A 19,363-nucleotide genomic window follows, 5' to 3' on the forward strand; every position below is an offset into this window, starting at 1 on the left:
AAAAGGCCGTCAGGGGCAGCGAGCGTCGTGCTGTGCACCGCCACGGCCACGGGCCGCGCTGGGCGCCGCGGGTCTGGGATGGGCGCCGCGGGTCTGGGATGGGCGCCGAGGGGGCCGCGCTGGGCGCCGAGGGGCCCGCTGTGCGCCGTGCGACGCGCGCCGCGCCGGGACCCGCTCGTGCACCACGTCACGGCGCGAGCGGAACGGTCCGAAACGGCGGATATACGATCCGCCGCGCCGACGGATGCGCGGCTTCTCCGGCGATCCGGATCGGAGATCCGCCGTTTCGAACGAGTGCAGGGCGAGGTGCGGGCGGAGCACGGGTGGGCTGGCGAGCCGCGGGCGCAGAGGGGGAGACGACGAAGGGGCGGATGCCGCAGCATCCGCCCCTTCGTCGTCGAACCGCTCGGCTCAGGTGCCGAGCGTACCGAGGTAGAGCTCGGTGACCTTGGGATCGTTCAGCAGCTGGCGGCCGGTGCCCGTGTAGGCGTCGCGGCCCTGGTCGAGCACGTAGCCGCGGTCGCAGATCTGCAGGCAGCGCCTGGCGTTCTGCTCGACCATGATGCAGGTCACGCCCGCCTTGTTGATCTCCGAGACGCGGATGAACGCCTCGTCTTGACGCACGGGCGACAGGCCCGCGGAGGGCTCGTCGAGGAGCAGCACCTTCGGGTCCATCATGAGCGCACGGCTCATGGCGACCATCTGGCGCTCGCCACCCGAGAGCGATCCCGCTCGTTGCTTCAGACGCTTGCCGAGCTCCGAGAAGATGCCCGTGACGAACTCGAGGCGTTCCTTGTACTTGCCGGGGGCTTGGAAGAGTCCCATCTGCAGGTTCTCCTCGATGGTCAGGCTCGGGAACACGTTGTTCGTCTGGGGGATGAACCCGACGCCGCGCGCCACCAGCTTGTTCGCCTTGAGGCCCGTGATGTCTTCGCCCTCGAGCGAGACCGTGCCCTGCCGGATGTTGACCTGACCGAAGATCGCCTTGAGCAGGGTCGACTTGCCGGCCCCGTTCGGGCCGATGATGCCGATGAGCTCACCCTGTTCGGCGACGAGGGAGCATCCGTTCAGGATGTTGACCCCCGGCAGGTAGCCGGCGTGCACATCGTCGATGAAGACGACGGGCGTGCTGGTCGCAGTCGTGTTGCTCACAGGTCCTTCTCCTTGCTGTCGGCTCCGAACTCCGCTTCGGCCTCGGCGATGCCCGCGTTCGCGAGTTCCTCCGCGTCGACCGACACGGATGCCGAGGCATCCGTCGTCGGGTCCGCCTCCTCCGCGGTCACACGACCGGTCACGACGCCGAGGTCGAGCTCCTGGTGCGCGCCGAGGTAGGCGTCGATGACGGCGGGATCCTGCATGACGGTGTACGGGTCGCCTTCGGCGACCACGCGGCCCTCGGCCATGACGACCACCCAGTCCGCGATGTGGCGGACCATGTGCATGTCGTGCTCGACGAAGAGCACGGTCATGCCCTCGTCCTTCAGGTCGAGGATGTGGTCGAGGAGTGACTGCGTGAGCGCCGGGTTGACGCCGGCCATCGGCTCGTCGAGCATGACGAGCTTGGGCTCGCTCATGAGTGCCCGCGCCATCTCGAGCAGCTTGCGCTGACCGCCCGACAGACTGGCGGCGAAGTCGCCGGCCTTGGTGTCGAGCTTGAACTTGGCGAGCAGGCCCATCGCGCGCTTCTCGATCTGGGTGTCCTGTCCGCGCCAGGCGGCGGGGATCAGGCTCTGCCAGAAGCGTTCGCCGCGCTGGCCCTTGGCGCCGAGCTTCATGTTGTCGAGCACCGTGAGCAGGCCGAGCGCCTTCGTGAGCTGGAACGTGCGCACCTGGCCCATGCGGGCGACCTTGAAGGCCGGCACGCCCGAGAGCGAGCGGCCGTCGAAGGTCCACGTGCCCTCGTTGGGCTTGTCGAACCCGGTCAGCAGGTTGAACAGCGTGGTCTTGCCGGCGCCGTTCGGACCGATGAGGGCCGTGATGGCGCCGCGCGGGATCTCGAGGTGCTCGACGTCGACGGCGGTGAGGCCGCCGAACGTGCGACGTACGCCGTCGGCGATGATGATCGGGTCGACCTTGGCGACGCCCGGCTTGGCGTCGCCGACGTGCAGACCCGTCGTCTTGGGGCGGGGGACGGGGGCGGCACCGGTCGACGTGTCGACCGACGCATCCGTCGTGGGCTCGGTGGGAGCCGGGATCTCACTTGACAAAGGTCAGCTCCTTCTTGTTGCCGAGGAGACCCTGCGGCATGAAGATCACGAGCAGCATGAGCGCGACACCCACGAGGATGAAGCGCAGGGTGCCCGCCTGGATCTGCGTCATGAACGGCAGCACGCCGGCCGCCACGAGGGCGGGTAGGAAGTTGCTGAGGAAGGTCTGCAGCACCCAGAAGATGAGCGAGCCGAGCAGCGGTCCGAAGACCGTCGCCGCGCCGCCGAGCAGGAGGGCCGTCCAGACGAAGAACGTGAGCGAGGTCACGTACACGCCTGGGCTGACCGCGGAGGGCAGTGCGTAGACGATGCCGCCGGCCGCGGCGAGGACGCCGCCGAGCACGAGCGCCTGCAGCTTGTAGGCGAATGCGTTCTTGCCGAGGGCGCGCACCGCGTCCTCGTCTTCGCGGATGCCCTTGAGCACGCGGCCCCACGGGCTGCGCATGAGCATCCAGACGACGAGCACGGCGATCGCGAGCGTGGCCAGGCCGAGGATGCGGACCCACCAGTCGTTCGCGTTGTAGACCCACGGACCGAAGCCGTAGGTGCCTTCGGGGATCGGGTTGGAGTCGCGGAAGCTCTGGTGATACCCGCTGAGGCCGTCGGCCGAGCCGGTGACGTCGTCGAACGCCGTCGTCAGGAACAGCAGGCGTACGACCTCGGCGGCCGCGATGGTCACGATGGCGAGGTAGTCGCCCCGCAGTCGCAGCGTCGGCACACCGAGGATGAGGGCAAAGACCGCCGATGCCGCGAGGCCGATGATCGCGGCCAGCCACCAGGGCAGGTCGAACGTCAGAATCGAGATCGCGTAGCCGTAGGCGCCGATGGCCATGAAGCCGGCGATGCCCATGTTGAGCAGGCCCGCGTACCCGAAGTGCACCGCGAGGCCGAGGGCCGCGAGCGCGTAGCCGATCGTGGCGGGGCTGAGGATCGACGATGCCGTATTGGAGAAGATCTGAATCCAGTCCATGATGCGCGCCTAACCGATTCTCTCTCGTCGGCCCAGGATGCCCTGTGGCCGGAACAGCAGGATGACGATGAGGATGACGAGGGCACCCGCGTACTTGAGGTCGTCGGGGATCCAGAGGCCGGAAACCTCGACGATCACGCCCACGATGAGCGAGCCGATGAGCGCGCCGTACGCCGTGCCGAGACCGCCGAGGGTGACCGCGGCGAACATGAGCAGCAGCACCTGCGCGCCCATGTCCCACTTGATGCCCGGTCGGTAGTACGCGTACAGGATGCCGGCGAGGCCCGCGAGCGCGCCCGCGATGATCCAGACGACGCGCACGACGTGGTCCACGTCGATGCCGGATGCGGAGGCGAGCGACGGGTTGTCGCTGATGGCGCGCGTGGCCTTGCCGAGCCGGGAGCGCGTGAGCCAGATCGCGAAGCCGACGATCACGATGATCGAGATCGCGATCGACGCGATGTCGATGCCGCTGAGCTGGACCGGCCCGAACGACATCTTCGGAGCCGTCGCGTACGGCAGCTGCGTGGTGCCGCCGCCGATGAAGAACTGGAAGGTGTAGCGCATGGCGAGCGAGAGGCCGATGCTCACGATCATGAGCTGCACGACGCCGACGCGCTTGCGCCGCAGCGGTCGCCAGAGGATCACGTCGAGCAGGAGCCCCAGCCCCGCGCTCAGCACGACGGCGAGCGGAAGGCCGATCCAGAGCGGCAGTGCCATCGACCCGGCGCTGACCAGGAAGGATGCCGCGACGGCGCCGAACGTGACCATCTCGCCGTGCGCGAAGTTGGAGATGCCGGTCGTGCCGAACACGAGCGACAGGCCGACGGCCGCGAGCGCGAGCATCAGGCCGAAGTTCAGGCCCTGCACGAACCGCTGGATGAACTGATCCCAGATGCTGGTGACGTTGCGTTCGCCCTCGCCGATGAAGAAGTTCACGGTCACGCGCCCGCCGGCGCCGACCGTGACGTCCTTCTCGTTCGGGCTGTCGTCTTCGGGATCGACGACCGCGATGCCCTCGGGAAGGGTGTCCTCGTCGAGCGTGACGGTGTAGTCGTCCTTCTCGGGCACGCTCACGCGCCACTGGCCGTTCTCGTCGGTCTCGACCTCTTGTTCACCCCCCGGCCCGTCGATCACGAGCACGACGCCTTCGAGCGGTTCGCCGTCGAGTTGGACGTTGCCGCTGATGCGGTACGGATCGCCCTCGGCCGCCATGGCCGGGGATGCGGAGAGTGCGAAGACGCCGAGCATGGCGGCTGTCACGGCGAGGATGACGCCGAACAGCCTGATCATGCGACCGGGTGGGTACGCGACGGCAGGGGATGGGGATCTCACGAAACCTCCAGGTTGGGACACCACGGCGACAGGAGCCCCATCGACCGTGAAGGAGACGTTATGAGCGTAGTGTGTCGTCCGTGTTTCGCATCCCCCACGTTCGGGAACCGCTGCCGAATCGTGAGAAACGCAGCATTCGTGCCGTCGCGGTGAACTCTCGCGCACGGGACGCGCGCGGGGAATACTTCCCGTCCCGGGGCGCTTAGAATCGGTAGACACCGTGCAAGGCCCTTTCGCGCCGGCGGCGGTGCACTTCGAAGCCGACCACGCGATAAGGGGCGCCCCAATGGACCAGCACGACCCGTTCGGATTCATCGGACTCACGTACGACGACGTGCTGCTGCTCCCCGGGCCCACCGACGTGATCCCGAGCGAGGCCGACACGAGCTCCCGCCTGACCCGCCGCATCACCGTCGCGACGCCGCTGCTCTCCGCGGCGATGGACACCGTGACCGAGGCGCGCATGGCGATCGCCATGGCCAGGCAGGGCGGCATCGGCATCCTGCACCGGAATCTCTCGATCGCCGACCAGGCCGAGATGGTCGACCGCGTCAAGCGCAGCGAGTCGGGCATGGTCTCCAACCCGGTGACGACGACGCCCGACGCGACCGTGGCCGAGGTCGACGCCCTGTGCGCGACCTACCGGGTCAGCGGCCTGCCGGTGGTCGACGCGGACGGCATCCTCGTCGGCATCATCTCGAACCGCGACATGCGGTTCGTCTCCGAGTTCGAGAAGCCGACGACCAGGGTCGCCGATGTCATGACGAAGGCGCCGCTCATCACGGGCCGGGTCGGCATGAACCCCGACGAGGCCCTCGCGATCTTCGCGAAGCACAAGGTCGAGAAGCTGCCGCTCGTCGACGACGCCGGCCGGCTCACCGGCCTCATCACGGTCAAGGACTTCGACAAGTCCGAGCAGTACCCGAACGCCACGAAGGACTCAGAGGGCCGCCTGCGCGTCGGCGCCGCGATCGGCTTCTTCGGTGACGCCTGGGAGCGCGCGGAGGCCCTGCGCGATGCGGGGGTCGACGTGATCGTCGTCGACACCGCCAACGGCCATTCCGCGGGCGTCATCGAGATGGTCCGCCGCATCAAGTCCGACCCCACGTTCGAGCACATCGACGTCATCGGCGGCCAGGCGGCCACCCGCGAAGGCGCGCAGGCGCTCATCGACGCGGGCGTCGACGCGGTCAAGGTCGGCGTCGGCCCCGGCTCCATCTGCACGACCCGCATCGTCGCCGGTGTCGGCGTGCCGCAGATCACGGCGATCTACGAGTCGTACCTCGCGGCGCGCGAGGCGGGCGTGCCGATCATCGCCGACGGCGGCCTGCAGTACTCGGGCGACATCGCGAAGGCGCTGGTCGCCGGCGCCGACACCGTCATGATCGGTTCGCTGCTCGCGGGCACCGACGAGTCGCCCGGCGACGTCGTGTTCCAGGGCGGCAAGCAGTTCAAGCTGTACCGGGGCATGGGCTCGCTCGGCGCGATGCAGACCCGCGGCAAGAACACCTCGTACTCCAAGGACCGCTACTTCCAGGCAGATGTGCCGAGTGACGACAAGCTCATCCCCGAGGGCATCGAGGGCCAGGTCGCCTACCGCGGTTCGGTCGCTGCCGTGACGCACCAGCTCATCGGCGGGCTGCGTCAGTCGATGTTCTACGTCGGCGGCCGCACCATCGCCGAGCTCAAGGCCAAGGGCAAGTTCGTGCGCATCACGGCGGCCGGGCTCAAGGAATCGCACCCGCACGACGTGCAGATCGTCGTCGAGGCGCCGAACTACAAGCGGTAGACCCGGTCACCGTGCGTCGGCGAGGCGCGTGATCGCCTCGCCGAGCACCTCCGGCGAGCAGGCGAAGTTCAGGCGCGCATGTCCGCGTCCGACCTCGGCGCCGAACGTCGGCCCGCTCATCAGGGCGACCTTCGCGCGCTCGAGCGCCACGGCTGCGGGGTCGTCGCCCCAGCCGAGCGCCGACAGGTCGAGCCACGCGAGGTAGGTGGCATCCGGAACCCGATAGCCGACGCCGGGGAGCTCCTCGGCGAGCAGGTCGGCCAGCAGCCGGCGGTTGTCGTCGAGGCTGCCGAGCACGCCGTCGAGCCACGGACCGCCGTCGGTGAACGCGGCCACGGTGGCGATCGAGCCGAACTGGCTCATGCGCCACGCGACCTCGTAGGGCATCGCATCGCGCAGGCGATCGCCGCGCTCGCTCGCCGTGATGATGAGCGCGGCCTTCAGCCCCGCGATGTTGAACGCCTTGGTTGCGGCGGTCACGGCGACGCCGTGTTCGCGCGCGGCATCCGAGACCGTGAGGAACGGCGTGTAGGGCGTGGCCGGCTGCGCGAGGGGGCCGTGCACCTCGTCGCTCACGACCGTCGCGCCGAAGCCGGCGGCGAGGTCGGCGAGTTGCGCCAGCTCGTCGCGGGAGGGCACCCAGCCGACGGGGTTGTGCGGGTTGCAGAGCAGCATGGCGCGAACGCCCGACGCGAACGCGGCCTCGATGCCCGGCAGGTCGAACGACCACCCGTCGCGGATGCCGCCTTGCAGCGGGATCTCCTCGACCACGCCGCCGGCCTCGGTCACGAGGTCGAAGAAGGGCGGATAGATGGGCGAGGTCACGATGACGCGGTCGCCGGGGGAGATCGACTGGCGGAGCACCTCGACGAGGCCCATCGACACGTCGGCGGTGCAGGTCACCCTGCCCGGGTCGAGGTCCCAGCCGAAGCGGTCGGCCGCGAACCCCTGGAACGCGTGCGCGACGGCCTCGGGGCCCGCGTTGTAGCCGGTGTCGGAGCGGTCGATCGCCCGGTGCATGGCCGTCGCGATCGGCTCGGCGAGCGGGTAGTCCATCTCGGCGACGGGCAGCGGCAGCACGTCGGCGTCGTACTGGCGCCACTTCGCGCTCGTCCGGCTGCGCAGCAGGTCGATCGGGTCGGCTTCGATGCGGTGCATGCCTCCAGCATGCTCCATGAGGTTCGCGAGGGCACGTGCCGGCCGAGGGCACGTGCCGGCGGAGGGCATGCCGGCCGAGGGCATGCCGGCCGAGGGCGCGCACGGTCGCGGGCCGTCGGCCTGGCGTGTATCCTGATCGGCTGCCTCGGCGCCGCGACACCCGTTTCGATGACGGACGTCGCGAAGCGAAACGGATCACCAATGGGTTTCATCGACGTCAACGGCGTCTCCTTCTCCCTGCCCGACGGCAGGCCGCTGCTCGCCGACCTCGCGTTCCGCGTCGTCGACGGGCGCACGACGGCGCTCATCGGCGCGAACGGCGCGGGCAAGTCGACGCTGCTCCGCATCATCCGCGGCGACCTGCGGCCCGACGAGGGCAGCGTGCAGGTCGACGGCGGGCTCGGCGTCATGGACCAGTTCATCGGGCGCCAGCCGTCCGAGGGCGCTTCGATGACGGATGCCGCCGACGGCCCGGTTTCCGAGGATGCCGCGTCGACCGTCGCGGGCCTGCTCGTGTCGGTGGCCCCGACGCGCATCCGCGGCGCGGCACGCGAGCTCGAGGCATCCGAGAATGCGCTCATCGAGGCGGATGACACGACGAACCAGATGCGGTACGCGAGCGCGCTCGCCGAGTACGCCGAGGCCGGCGGGTACGAGCAGGAGGTCGTGTGGGACCACTGCACGATCGCCGCGCTCGGGATCCCGTTCGAGCGGGCGCGCTGGCGCGGGCTGTCGACGCTGTCGGGCGGGGAGCAGAAGCGGCTCGCGCTCGAGGCGCTGTTGCGCGGCCCGGAGCAGGTGCTGCTGCTCGACGAGCCCGACAACTCGCTCGACGTGCCGGGCAAGCGCTGGCTCGAGGGCGCGCTGCGGGCGACGCAGAAGACCGTGCTGCTCGTCTCGCACGACCGCGAGCTCCTCGCGCGTGCCGCCGACCGCATCGTGACGCTCGAGGCTGGTGCCGCGGGCAGCACGGCGTGGGTGCACGGCGGCAACTTCAGCGGGTATCACGCCGCGCGCGAGGAGCGCTTCGAGCGCCTCGACGAGCTGCGCCGTCGGTGGGACGAGCAGCACGTCGCCCTGAAGACGCTCGTGGCCAACCTCAAGGTCAAGGCGACGTACAACGACGGCATGGCCTCGCGCTACCAGGCCGCGCTGACGCGGCTCCGACGCTTCGAGGACGCCGGTCCGCCCGAGGAACGGCCGCCGGCCCAGGCGGTGTCGATGCGGCTCCGCGGGTCGCGCACGGGCAAGCGCTCGGTGGTGTGCGAGCAGCTCGAGCTGGCCGGCCTCATGAAGCCGTTCGACCTCGAGGTCTGGTACGGCGACCGGGTCGCGGTGCTCGGGTCGAACGGCTCGGGCAAGTCGCACTTCCTGCGCCTGCTCGCGGGCGGCGGCACCGAGCCGGATCGCACGCTCGGCCATGTCACGAGCGTCGGCGAGACGCTCGCGCGCGTGCCGCACGGTGGACGCGCAGTGCTCGGCGCGCGCGTCGTGCCGGGCTGGTTCGCGCAGAACCACGAGCACCCCGAGTACCGCGGACGCACGCTGCTCGACATCCTGCACCGCGGCGACGCGAACCGCGACGGCATGGCCCGCGAGGCCGCGAGCTCCGCGCTCGATCGCTACGGGCTCGCCGGCTCGGCGCTCCAGCGGTTCGACGACCTCTCGGGCGGGCAGCAGGCGCGCCTGCAGATCCTGCTGCTCGAGCTCTCCGGCGCGACCCTGCTGCTGCTCGACGAGCCCACCGACAACCTCGACCTCGTGTCGGCCGAGGCGCTCGAGGACGCCCTCTCGCGCTTCGACGGCACGGTACTCGCCGTCACGCACGACCGCTGGTTCACGAGGAGCTTCGACCGGTTCGTGGTGTTCCGCTCCGACGGGCGGGTCGAGGAGACCGATGCGCCCGTATGGGACGAGGCGCGCGTGGCGCGGGCGCGCTGACCGGACGAGGCGCGCGGGCGCGCGGACCGGCGCCGGACGGTGGGCCGGGGCGGGTGCGCCGCGCGGCGCCCGCCGACCGCCGCCGCTCGCCGCCGGCATCCGTTCGATAGGCTGTCATGGTGACTCAGGAGATCGAGATCGGCCGCTCCAAGCGCGGACGTCGTGTCTACGCATTCGACGACATCGCCATCGTGCCGAGCAGGCGCACCCGTGACCCCGAGGACGTCTCGACGACCTGGTCGATCGACGCGTACCAGTTCGACATCCCGTTCCTCGCCGCCCCCATGGACTCCGTGGTGTCGCCGAAGACGGCGATCATGATGGGCCAGCTCGGCGGCCTCGGCGTGCTCGACCTCGAGGGCCTCTGGACCAGGTACGAAGATCCCGAGCCCGTGCTCGCCGAGATCCGCAACCTCGCACCCGAGCAGGCCACGCAGCGCATGCAGCAGCTGTACGCCGAGCCGATCAGGCCCGAACTCGTCACCGAGCGGCTCGCCGAGATCCGCGCGTCCGGCGTCACGGTCGCCGGCGCGCTCTCGCCGCAGCGCACCCAGGAGCTGTACGGCACCGTGGTGGCCGCGGGCGTCGACCTCTTCGTCATCCGCGGCACGACCGTGTCGGCCGAGCACGTGTCGAAGAACCAGGAGCCGCTGAACCTCAAGCGCTTCATCTACGAACTCGACGTGCCCGTCATCGTCGGCGGCGCGTCCACCTACACGGCCGCGCTGCACCTCATGCGCACCGGCGCCGCGGGCGTGCTCGTCGGCTTCGGCGGCGGCGCCGCGTCGACCACGCGCGCGACCCTCGGCATCCACGCGCCCATGGCCACCGCGGTGGCGGATGTCGCGGGCGCGCGCCGCGACTACCTCGACGAGTCGGGCGGCCGCTACGTGCACGTCATCGCCGACGGCGGCCTCGGCACGTCGGGCGACATCGTGAAGGCGATCGCGTGCGGTGCCGACGCGGTCATGCTCGGTGCGGCGCTCGCACGTGCGACCGACGCGCCGGGCGGCGGGTACCACTGGGGCGCCGAGGCGCACCACTCCAAGCTCCCGCGCGGACGACGCGTCCAGGTCGGCCAGGTCGCCGCGCTCGAAGAGGTGCTCTACGGTCCGGCTCCGGCCGCCGACGGCAGCGCGAACCTCGTCGGTGCGCTCCGCCGGTCGATGGCCACGACCGGGTACTCCGACCTCAAGGAGTTCCAGCGCGTCGAGGTCGTCGTCGCGCCCTACCAGTCGGCCTGATCCGCCCGTCGGCGCGGATCGGGCGCCCGGGCGATCGGATCCCGCGGTTCTCTCCTGATCCGGCCCTCGCTCCGGTAGCGTGGAATCGGATCACGCGGTCGTCATCTGCGACCGCGGGGATGGGGACGACGATGGCGACAGAGAAGACGGCCTCGGCCGGTGGTGGACGTCCGGCTGCGGCGAAGGCCGCGCCGGAGGCGAGTGCGTCGAGTCAGGATGCCCCGGCATCCGTGGCCCGATCGACGAAGCTCGGTCCCGAGGAGCGGGCAGCGGCGATCGCACGGCTGAAGGAGAAGGAACTCGACATCCTCGTCGTCGGCGGCGGCATCGTCGGCACCGGCTCGGCGCTCGACGCCGTCACCCGAGGGCTGTCGACCGGCCTGCTCGAGGCGCGCGACTGGGCCTCTGGCACGTCGAGCCGTTCGTCCAAGCTCGTGCACGGCGGCATCCGCTACCTCGAACAGCTCGACTTCCGCCTCGTGCGCGAGGCGCTGATCGAACGCGGCCTGCTGCTGCAGCGCATCGCGCCGCACCTCGTGAAGCCCGTGCGCTTCCTCTACCCCCTGAAGAAGCGCTTCGTCGAGCGCGTCTACATCGGCGCGGGCATGCTGCTCTACGACGTCTTCAGCTACTCCGGCGGGCGTCCGCCCGGCGTGCCGCACCACCGTCACCTCTCGAAGCGCCAGGTGATGCGCGCGATCCCGTCGCTCTCGAACGACGCACTCATCGGCGGGCTCACGTACTACGACGCGCAGGTCGACGACGCGCGGTACGTGGCATCCGTCGCCCGCACCGCCTCGTCGTACGGCGCGCATGTCGCCTCGCGCGTCAAGGTCGAGGGCTTCATCAAGGTGGGCGAGCGGGTGGTCGGCGTCAAGGCGCACGACCTGCAGAACGACGAGCACTTCGAGATCCGCGCCAAGCAGGTCGTGAACGCGACCGGCGTCTGGACCGATGACACGCAGCGCATGGTCGGCGAGCGCGGCACGTTCAAGGTGCGGGCGTCCAAGGGCATCCACCTCCTGGTGCCGCGCGACCGCATCCAGTCGGCGATGGGCATGATCTTCCGCACCGAGAAGAGCGTGCTGTTCGTGATCCCGTGGGGTCGGCACTGGCTCATCGGCACGACCGACACCGACTGGAACCTCGACAAGGCGCACCCGGCGGCGACAGCGGCGGACATCGACTACCTGCTCGAGCACGTGAACGCCGTGCTCGCGATCCCGCTCACGCGCGAGGACGTCGAGGGCGTCTACGCGGGCCTGCGTCCGCTGCTCGCCGGCGAGAGCGATCAGACGTCGAAGCTGTCGCGCGAGCACATCGTCGCGCACACCGTGCCGGGCCTCGTCGTGGTCGCGGGCGGCAAGTGGACGACCTACCGCGTCATGGCGAAGGACGCGATCGACGCCGCGGCCGACGCGCTCGACGGGCGCGTGCCGGCCTCCACGACGCAGGACATCGCCCTGCTCGGCGCCGAGGGGTACCAGGCGGCGTGGAACAAGCGCAGCAAGATCGCGCGAGCGTTCGACGTGCACAAGGTGCGCATCGAGCACCTGCTCAACCGCTACGGCACCCTGACCGACGAACTGCTCGACCTGATCAGGGCGGATGCCTCGCTCGGCGAGCCCCTGCCCGGGGCCGACGACTACCTCGGCGCCGAGGTCGTGTACGCGGCATCCCACGAGGGTGCGCTGCACCTCGACGACGTGCTCGCGAGGCGCACGCGCATCTCGATCGAGGCGTGGGACCGCGGCGTGTCCGCCGCGCCGGTGGCCGCGAAGCTCATGGCCGGCGTGCTCGGCTGGGACGCCGAGCGAGAGCAGCTCGAGGTCGAGCGCTATCTCGAGCGCGTCGCCGCCGAGCGGGAGTCGCAGCTGCAGCCCGACGACGAGTCCGCCGACCGCGTGCGCCTCGGCGCGCCCGACATCGTCAAGGTGGACTGAGCAGAGGTCGCCAACGCGCATCTCCCGAGCTGATGTCGAAGGCGCGCGCGGTGCGCGTCGGTGATGCCCCCGATCCCCCTGATGCCCCAGTACGGGGGGTTTCAGGGGGTGAAGCGGAGAGATCCGTCAGTTTCCGCTCGCACGGACCGTAGGCTGACGTCGTCGTCGCCGACCTCGGCGACGTTCTCCATGTCTTCGAGGGAACATCAATGAGAATGACTCACATCACTCGTGGGTTCGCGGGCGTCACGCTCGGCGCACTCGCGTTGTCCGGCGCACTCGCCGCGGCCCCCGCGAACGCGGCGGACATCGAGTTCGTCACGGGAATCGCGCCCAACGAATCCAGCTACCTCGGCTGGCACGAGGGCTACGTCAACGCGGAGCCCGCCTTCGCCCTCCGCTGGGACGGGCTCGAGCTCGGCCTCGGCGGCGTGGACTCCCAGGTGCTGAACGGTCTCGTTGCGAGCGGCGCGCCCGGTCTGCCGATCACCGGCACGGACCTCGGCAGCCTCATCACGTCCTCCGAGACGGTCGTCCTTGAGGGTGAGACGTACCTCCAGGTGCCCGTCACCTGGAACGGCGGATGGTCGACCCTCCGCCCGGGGACCCCCTCGACCGAAGCCGATGGCGACTACGCGCTCACCGACGAGTGGGTCTCGAGCCGGCCGCTCGGCGCGATCGCCGCGAACACCCCCACGGCGCTGAGCGACATCCTCGCCGCGCTCGACGCGGCCGGCACGGTCGCGTACTCCGGCTTCGGCGTCCTCTCCACCGACCCGGCGACCGTCGAGAGCCTCACGTGGAACGGAACGACCAACGCGTTCTGGCGCTCCGTCGCCGACATCCCCGTGACCTCGACCGTGTACGTCACGGCCGGCGAGATCCGCCCCGACGAGTCCACCTACCCGGGCTGGCACGAGGGTTACGAGAACGCGACGCCCGCGTTCGCCGTGACCGGTGCGGGCCTCGAGCTCGGCATCGGCACGAAGTCTCAGATCATCAACGGTCTCGCCGAGCCGATCGTCGACGCCGACCTGGCATCGCTCATCGGCTCCGCCGGTGTGGTCGTCGCGAGCGGAAGCGTCTCGTACCAGGTCCCGATCTTCTTCGGAGCCGAGAACACCTTCACGACCCTGCGGCCGGCCACCCCCGACGCCGGCTTCGGCCTCGACGCCCTGTGGGTGTCGAGCAAGGCGATCTCGCCCGCCATCGCCGCGAACACCCCGGTGGTGCTGGGTGACCTCATCGAGGCCATCGAGGGCGTCGGCTCGGTCACCGTGCTCGCCTTCGGCGTTCAGGCCGAGCAGCCTGCAACCGTCGAGACCATCACGTTCAACGGCGTCGAGTACTCCTTCCTGCCCGCCCCGGTCGTGCCCTCCGAAGTGACGCCCGGCGGCGAAGCGGCACCCGCAGGCGCACTCGCCGCGACCGGCTTCGAGGGCGCGGGCTTCGCGGCCCTCGGCGGCCTCGTCGTCGCCGCAGGCGTGGCGCTCACGGTCCTCGCGCGTCGTCGCGCAGGACAGTCCGCGTAGCACGACGCGAACACGACACTGAGGGGGCGCCGCGAGGCGCCCCCTCTGCTGCGTCTGCAGCCCTCCCCGCCACCCGCGGGCTGGTTCTCGCCCGTCCGCCCCGCGCGTAGACTGGTATGTGCAGCCGAGTCGAGGAGTCCGTGAAATGGTCGAGGTCCGCCGAGCCGTCGCGGTCGGCCCGACCGAGGGCATCCAGACGGCGTTCCGCGCGGCCTGCGACGGAGTCCATGAGGGCGCCCACGCCTGATGCTGCAGATGATGTTGCGCCCCAGGTGGGTGCTCGCGCTCCTCTTCGCCCTCGCGGTCGCGGCCGGCTTCGCCCTGCTCGGGCAGTGGCAGATCGAACGTGCCGTGGAGCAGTCCACGACGACCGAGCGACCGACCGAGGAGGTGCTGCCCTTCGGCGACCTCGTGCAGCCGGACACGCCGACCGAGCAGGTCGCGACCGCCCAGCGCGTCGAGGTGCACGGCACGTTCGTCCCGGGCGACACCGTGCTCGTCGAGGGGCGCCTCAATGACGGCGTCGCCGGCTACTGGGTGGTCGCGCACCTCGAGGTGACGGATGCCGCGCCGGGCGGCCTGCCCGTCGCCATCGGCTGGGCGGCCGACCGCGACACCGCGCAGGGCGCCGCAGACGCGTTCGACGCCGCGGCCGACGGGTCCGTCGCGCAGATCGTCGGGCGATTCCTGCCGAGCGAGGCCCCCATCGCCCCCGACGAGGACGGCGACCCGTTCGCGATGACCACGGTCGCGGTCGCCCAGCTCATCAACGTGTGGGCCGACTACGATGACCGCCCGGTCTACTTCGGGTACGTCACGGCGACCGATGCCGCGCCCGGCCTCGCCCCGATCGCCTCGCCGCCTCCCGAGCACACGTTCGAGCTGAACTGGCTGAACGTCTTCTACGCCGTCGAGTGGGTCGTGTTCGCGGGCTTCGCGGTGTACCTCTGGTACCGGCTCGTGCGCGACGCCGTCGAGCGCGAGGCGCAGGAGGCCGAGGAGGCCGCCGCTGCGGCCGCCGGCGCGTCGGTTGTGCCGACCGAGTCCGCGTAGACTGGACGCATGCCCCTCGAGCCGAAATCCGCCGATCTGCCGCGCATTCGCGGGGCGCTGAAGCTCTACAAGGTCACCTCGGTCATCACCGGCGTGATGCTGCTGCTGCTCTGCGCCGAGATGCTCCTGAAGTACGTGTTCCACTACGAGCTCTTCGGGTTCGGTCCCGCCGGCTTCCTCACGCTCGCACCCGTCGTCGAGACGCCTGCAGGGCTCGTCTCCACGGGCGAGGGCGTGAACCTCTCCACCGGCATCCTGATCGCGCACGGCTGGTTCTACGTGCTCTACCTGTTCAGCGACTTCCGGCTCTGGAGCCTCATGCGGTGGCCGTTCTCGCGGTTCCTGCTCATCGCCCTCGGCGGCATCATCCCATTCCTCTCGTTCTTCCTCGAGGTGCGCATCGCCCGTCAGGTGACCGGCTACCTCGACCAGCGCGAGGCCCGTGAGGCCGCGGCGCCCACCATCCCCGCATCCGACGCCGACCCAGTGGAGGCCCAGCCGTGACCGACCAGCCCACCGAGCAGCGCCCAGTCCTCGTCGTCGACTTCGGCGCGCAGTACGCGCAGCTGATCGCCCGACGCGTGCGCGAGGCATCCGTCTACTCCGAGATCGTGCCGCACACGATCACGGCCGAGGAGGTGCGTGCCCGCAACCCGATCGGCATCGTGCTCTCCGGTGGGCCGTCGTCGGTGTACGAAGCAGGCGCCCCGTCGCTCGACGAGGGCATCCTGCAGCTCGGCGTGCCGACGCTCGGCATCTGCTACGGCTTCCAGGTCATGGCCCAGCAGCTCGGCGGCGAGGTCGCGCACACCGGCCACCGTGAGTACGGCGCCACCGAGACGACGCTGCGCACCGACGACGACAACTCGCTCCTCGGCGGGCAGCCGGAGCACCAGGTCGTCTGGATGAGCCACGGCGACTCGGTCGCGGTCGCACCCGACGGCTTCGAGGTGCTCGCGTCGACGGCCACCACCCCCGTCGCGGCGTTCGCGAACGACGAGCAGGGCTTCTACGGCGTGCAGTGGCACCCCGAGGTCAAGCACTCCGAGTTCGGCCAGAACGTCATCGAGAACTTCCTGCACCGCGCGGCCGGCATCCCCGCCGACTGGAACTCTGGCAACGTCATCGCCGAGCAGGTCGCTCGCATCCGCGAGCAGGTGGGTTCGGCGCGCGTCATCTCCGCGCTGTCTGGCGGCGTCGACTCCGCCGTCTCCACGGCCCTCGTGCAGGAGGCCGTCGGCGACCAGCTCACGGCCGTGTTCGTCGACCACGGGCTCCTGCGGCAGGGCGAGCGCGAGCAGGTGCAGCAGGACTACGTGGCCGCCACCGGCGTGCGCCTCGTCACGATCGACGCGGTCGACACCTTCCTCGATGCCCTCGCCGGGGTCACCGACCCCGAGCAGAAGCGCAAGATCATCGGGCGCGAGTTCATCCGCGCGTTCGAGCAGGCCGAGCGCGACCTCATCGCCGAGGCGGCGGCCGACGGCCAGCCCATCAAGTTCCTCGTGCAGGGCACGCTCTACCCCGACGTGGTCGAGTCCGGCGGCGGCACCGGCACCGCGAACATCAAGAGCCACCACAATGTGGGCGGCCTGCCCGAAGACCTGCAGTTCGAGCTCGTCGAGCCGCTGCGCACCCTCTTCAAGGACGAGGTGCGCGCCATCGGCCGCGAGCTCGGCCTGCCCGAGGAGATCGTCGGGCGCCAGCCGTTTCCGGGGCCAGGCCTCGGCATCCGCATCGTGGGCGAGGTCACCCGTGATCGTCTCGATCTGCTCCGCCAGGCCGATGCGATCGCGCGCGAAGAGCTGACGAACGCGGGCCTCGACCAGGAGATCTGGCAGTGCCCCGTCGTGCTCCTCGCCGACGTGCGCTCGGTGGGCGTGCAGGGCGACGGCCGCACGTACGGCCACCCGATCGTGCTGCGCCCCGTGAGCTCCGAAGACGCGATGACCGCCGACTGGACCCGCCTTCCGTACGACGTGCTCGCGCGCATCTCGAACCGCATCACCAACGAGGTGCCCGAGGTCAACCGGGTCGTGCTCGACGTCACGTCGAAGCCGCCGGGAACCATCGAGTGGGAGTGATCGCTCCCTGATCGCGAACGAACGGCCGCCCTCGGGCGGCCGTTCGTCGTTCATCCGGCATTCCGATGCTCGCTCCTGACATTCGTCGCCGTTGACGGCAGGATGGGAAGGGTGAATGTCGTCGAGAATGCCAAGGTCACCGTCGTCGGAGCCGGAAGTGTGGGCACCAGCCTCGCCTACGCCACGCTCATCAGGGGAGCCGCGAGCGAGGTCGCACTGTACGACATCGCCCGCGAGAAGGTCGAGGCCGAGGTGCTCGACCTCGCGCACGGTACCCAGTTCACCGGGGCGAGCGTGAGCGGCGGCGCCGACCTCGGCGTCGTCGAGGGCTCCCACGTCGTCGTCATCACGGCCGGCGCGAAGCAGCAGCCGGGCCAGACGCGACTCGACCTCGCGGGCACGAACGTGCGGATCCTCGAGAACCTGCTGCCGAACCTGCTCGAGCGCGCGCCCGACGCGATCTACGTGCTCGTGACCAACCCGGTCGACGTCATGACGGTCGCGGCGCAGCGCATCTCCGGGCTGCCCGCGAACCGCATCTTCGGCTCGGGCACGGTGCTCGACACGTCGCGCCTGCGCTGGCTGCTCGCGAAGCGCGCCGGCGTCTCGACGTCGAGCGTGCATGCCGCCATCGTCGGCGAGCACGGCGACACCGAGTTCCCGTTGTGGTCGCAGGCGGGCATCGGGCCCGTGCCGATCCTCGACTGGCGGGGCGGCGAGCCGTTCACCCTGCCGGAGCTCGACCAGATCGCCGACGAGGTGCGCAACGCCGCCTACACGGTCATCAAGGGCAAGGGGGCGACGAACTACGCCATCGGCCTCGCCGGAGCCCGCATCGTCGAGGCGATCGTCAACGACGAGCGCGCTGTCCTGCCGGTCAGCACGGTGCTGAGCGGCATCCGCGGCCTCGATGGCGTCGCGCTGTCGATCCCGAGCATCGTCGGCGGCGAGGGCGCGTTCCCGATCGCCGAGGCGCCGATGTCCGACGACGAGGCGAGGCTGCTCGATATCTCGGCCAAGGCGATCCGCGACTCGCTCGCCTCACTCGGGCTGTAGCGCCCGCGGTCCACGAGCACGACCGAGGGGCGGATGTCGCAGCACGCGGCATCCGCCCCGCTCCCGTCCTGCGCCGCAGAACGACGAACGGGGCCGCCCGAAGGCGACCCCGTTCGTTGAGGCGGGTCGAGTGCTAGTCGCGCGCGATGGCGATGAACCGGAGGATCTCGAGGTAGAGCCAGATGACGGTGACCATGATGCCGAAGGCGCCGGTCCAGCCGTACTTCTTGGGTGCGCGGTTGCGCACGCCCTGCTGGATCAGGTCGAAGTCGAGCACCAGGGAGTACGCGGCCATGATGATCACGAGCACGCCGATGACGAGGCCGAGCGGGATGCCGGCGATCTCAGCGCCGCGAAGGCCCCACGGGTCGTCGTTGACGCCGGTCCACATGAGGATCATGTTGATGACGGAGAACACGAGGTAGCCGACCATCGCGATGAGGAAGACCTTGGTGGCCTTCTTCGAAGCGCGGATCTTGCCGCTCGCGAAGAGCGCGAGCGTCACGCCGAACACGACGAGCGTGCCGATGACGGCCTGCGCGACGATGCCCGAGTACATGCCCTCGTAGATCTGCGAGATGCCGCCGATGAAGATGCCCTGCGCACCCGCGTACGCGAGGATGAGCGCCGGCGACGGCTCCTTCTTGAAGATGTTGACGAGCGCGAGCACGAAGCCGATGATCGACGCGATCCAGAAGAGCGCCGGCATGGTGGGCGTCAGGACCCAGCCGATCGCGGCGGCGACGACCAACACGGCGAAGGCGGCGACGGTCTTCGAGATGGTGTTCTCGACGGTCATGACCTCGCGGTCGGGCAGCGTCGCGGGCTGGTTGTACATCTCGTGCAGCTGCTGTGCCGAGACGTCTTGCGCGACAGCCTGGGCTCCCTGCGATGAGAAGGCGGAGTTCCGCGAGAAGGCGGGATTGTCGAGAGCCATGGTGTTCCTCTGCTTTCGGCTGTCGTCGGTGCGGGGGAATGGGTCGGATGCTGCATCCGGTGCAACATCCAATCTATCCGGTGAATTCCGTGACGATGCCGTGAATTCACGCGG

15 protein-coding genes are annotated in these 19,363 nt (G+C 70.1%); 9 read left to right on the forward strand and 6 right to left on the reverse strand.

What is annotated here, in order from left to right; genetic code table 11:
• Positions 1 to 411: 411 nt before the first annotated feature.
• From ABIC29_RS12035 to ABIC29_RS12050, 4 genes are all read right to left on the reverse strand, one after another.
• The gene (locus ABIC29_RS12035; RefSeq protein WP_116083581.1) at positions 412 to 1,152 is read right to left on the reverse strand and encodes an ABC transporter ATP-binding protein; all 741 of its coding nucleotides are present in this window, start codon (positions 1,150 to 1,152) and stop codon (positions 412 to 414) included.
• On the reverse strand, positions 1,149 to 2,108 hold the full coding sequence (locus ABIC29_RS12040; RefSeq protein ID WP_354245850.1) for an ABC transporter ATP-binding protein: 960 nt from the start codon (positions 2,106 to 2,108) through the stop codon (positions 1,149 to 1,151). The genes ABIC29_RS12035 and ABIC29_RS12040 overlap by 4 nt, the downstream gene beginning before the upstream one ends.
• An 88-nt stretch (positions 2,109 to 2,196) precedes the next feature.
• On the reverse strand, positions 2,197 to 3,177 hold the full coding sequence (locus tag ABIC29_RS12045) for a branched-chain amino acid ABC transporter permease (RefSeq protein ID WP_116083579.1): 981 nt from the start codon (positions 3,175 to 3,177) through the stop codon (positions 2,197 to 2,199).
• Positions 3,178 to 3,186: 9 nt separating this feature from the next.
• Complete coding sequence (locus ABIC29_RS12050; RefSeq protein ID WP_116083577.1) at positions 3,187 to 4,470, reverse strand: branched-chain amino acid ABC transporter permease; 1,284 nt, start codon at positions 4,468 to 4,470, stop codon at positions 3,187 to 3,189.
• Positions 4,471 to 4,798: 328 nt separating this feature from the next.
• On the opposite strand from ABIC29_RS12050, the gene guaB reads away from it, so the two are divergent.
• Positions 4,799 to 6,301 (forward strand): IMP dehydrogenase, encoded by a 1,503-nt coding sequence (guaB, locus tag ABIC29_RS12055; protein WP_354245612.1) that lies wholly within the window; start codon positions 4,799 to 4,801, stop codon positions 6,299 to 6,301.
• Positions 6,302 to 6,307: 6 nt separating this feature from the next.
• Here guaB and ABIC29_RS12060 read toward each other — a convergent pair whose 3' ends face one another.
• Positions 6,308 to 7,459, reverse strand: coding sequence for a MalY/PatB family protein (locus ABIC29_RS12060; protein WP_354245614.1), 1,152 nt, complete (start codon positions 7,457 to 7,459; stop codon positions 6,308 to 6,310).
• Positions 7,460 to 7,660: 201 nt separating this feature from the next.
• Here ABIC29_RS12060 and ABIC29_RS12065 point away from each other — a divergent pair, with 201 nt between their 5' ends.
• From ABIC29_RS12065 to ABIC29_RS12100, 8 genes are all read left to right on the forward strand, one after another.
• A complete protein-coding gene (locus ABIC29_RS12065) occupies positions 7,661 to 9,400 on the forward strand; it encodes an ABC-F family ATP-binding cassette domain-containing protein (protein WP_354245617.1) in 1,740 nt (579 codons plus the stop codon).
• Positions 9,401 to 9,516: 116 nt separating this feature from the next.
• Positions 9,517 to 10,644, forward strand: a complete 1,128-nt coding sequence (locus tag ABIC29_RS12070) for a GuaB3 family IMP dehydrogenase-related protein (RefSeq protein WP_116083567.1) — start codon at positions 9,517 to 9,519, stop codon at positions 10,642 to 10,644.
• A gap of 131 nt (positions 10,645 to 10,775) precedes the next feature.
• The gene (locus ABIC29_RS12075) at positions 10,776 to 12,587 is read left to right on the forward strand and encodes a glycerol-3-phosphate dehydrogenase/oxidase (protein ID WP_502915480.1); all 1,812 of its coding nucleotides are present in this window, start codon (positions 10,776 to 10,778) and stop codon (positions 12,585 to 12,587) included.
• Positions 12,588 to 12,802: 215 nt separating this feature from the next.
• Positions 12,803 to 14,119, forward strand: a complete 1,317-nt coding sequence (locus tag ABIC29_RS12080; RefSeq protein ID WP_354245621.1) for a hypothetical protein — start codon at positions 12,803 to 12,805, stop codon at positions 14,117 to 14,119.
• Between the two features lie 258 nt (positions 14,120 to 14,377).
• Entirely contained in the window at positions 14,378 to 15,172 is a 795-nt protein-coding gene (locus ABIC29_RS12085) for an SURF1 family protein (RefSeq protein ID WP_354245624.1), read from the forward strand.
• Between the two features lie 9 nt (positions 15,173 to 15,181).
• Positions 15,182 to 15,676, forward strand: coding sequence for a DUF3817 domain-containing protein (locus ABIC29_RS12090; protein WP_116083561.1), 495 nt, complete (start codon positions 15,182 to 15,184; stop codon positions 15,674 to 15,676).
• Complete coding sequence (gene guaA / locus ABIC29_RS12095) at positions 15,673 to 17,256, forward strand: glutamine-hydrolyzing GMP synthase (protein WP_116083559.1); 1,584 nt, start codon at positions 15,673 to 15,675, stop codon at positions 17,254 to 17,256. The genes ABIC29_RS12090 and guaA overlap by 4 nt, the downstream gene beginning before the upstream one ends.
• Positions 17,257 to 17,367: 111 nt before the next feature.
• The gene (locus ABIC29_RS12100) at positions 17,368 to 18,312 is read left to right on the forward strand and encodes an L-lactate dehydrogenase (RefSeq protein WP_116083556.1); all 945 of its coding nucleotides are present in this window, start codon (positions 17,368 to 17,370) and stop codon (positions 18,310 to 18,312) included.
• A gap of 133 nt (positions 18,313 to 18,445) precedes the next feature.
• On the opposite strand, the gene ABIC29_RS12105 is transcribed toward ABIC29_RS12100, so the two are convergent.
• On the reverse strand, positions 18,446 to 19,249 hold the full coding sequence (locus ABIC29_RS12105) for a Bax inhibitor-1/YccA family protein (RefSeq protein WP_354245629.1): 804 nt from the start codon (positions 19,247 to 19,249) through the stop codon (positions 18,446 to 18,448).
• Between the last annotated feature and the right edge of the window lie 114 nt (positions 19,250 to 19,363).

This window comes from Agromyces sp. PvR057 (genome assembly GCF_040547485.1).
GTDB lineage: Bacteria > Actinomycetota > Actinomycetes > Actinomycetales > Microbacteriaceae > Agromyces.

What these genes read in the sequence shown, in the direction of transcription:
- ABIC29_RS12075 (WP_502915480.1), top strand. Translation starts at nt 10,776, where the DNA reads ATGGCGACAGAGAAGACGGCCTCGGCCGGTGGTGGACGTCCGGCTGCG.
- ABIC29_RS12050 (WP_116083577.1), bottom strand. Translation starts at nt 4,470, where the DNA reads ATGATCAGGCTGTTCGGCGTCATCCTCGCCGTGACAGCCGCCATGCTC.
- ABIC29_RS12080 (WP_354245621.1), top strand. Translation starts at nt 12,803, where the DNA reads ATGACTCACATCACTCGTGGGTTCGCGGGCGTCACGCTCGGCGCACTC.
- ABIC29_RS12060 (WP_354245614.1), bottom strand. Translation starts at nt 7,459, where the DNA reads ATGCACCGCATCGAAGCCGACCCGATCGACCTGCTGCGCAGCCGGACG.
- ABIC29_RS12070 (WP_116083567.1), top strand. Translation starts at nt 9,517, where the DNA reads ATGGTGACTCAGGAGATCGAGATCGGCCGCTCCAAGCGCGGACGTCGT.
- guaB (WP_354245612.1), top strand. Translation starts at nt 4,799, where the DNA reads ATGGACCAGCACGACCCGTTCGGATTCATCGGACTCACGTACGACGAC.
- ABIC29_RS12085 (WP_354245624.1), top strand. Translation starts at nt 14,378, where the DNA reads ATGTTGCGCCCCAGGTGGGTGCTCGCGCTCCTCTTCGCCCTCGCGGTC.
- ABIC29_RS12045 (WP_116083579.1), bottom strand. Translation starts at nt 3,177, where the DNA reads ATGGACTGGATTCAGATCTTCTCCAATACGGCATCGTCGATCCTCAGC.
- ABIC29_RS12090 (WP_116083561.1), top strand. Translation starts at nt 15,182, where the DNA reads ATGCCCCTCGAGCCGAAATCCGCCGATCTGCCGCGCATTCGCGGGGCG.
- ABIC29_RS12105 (WP_354245629.1), bottom strand. Translation starts at nt 19,249, where the DNA reads ATGGCTCTCGACAATCCCGCCTTCTCGCGGAACTCCGCCTTCTCATCG.
- ABIC29_RS12065 (WP_354245617.1), top strand. Translation starts at nt 7,661, where the DNA reads ATGGGTTTCATCGACGTCAACGGCGTCTCCTTCTCCCTGCCCGACGGC.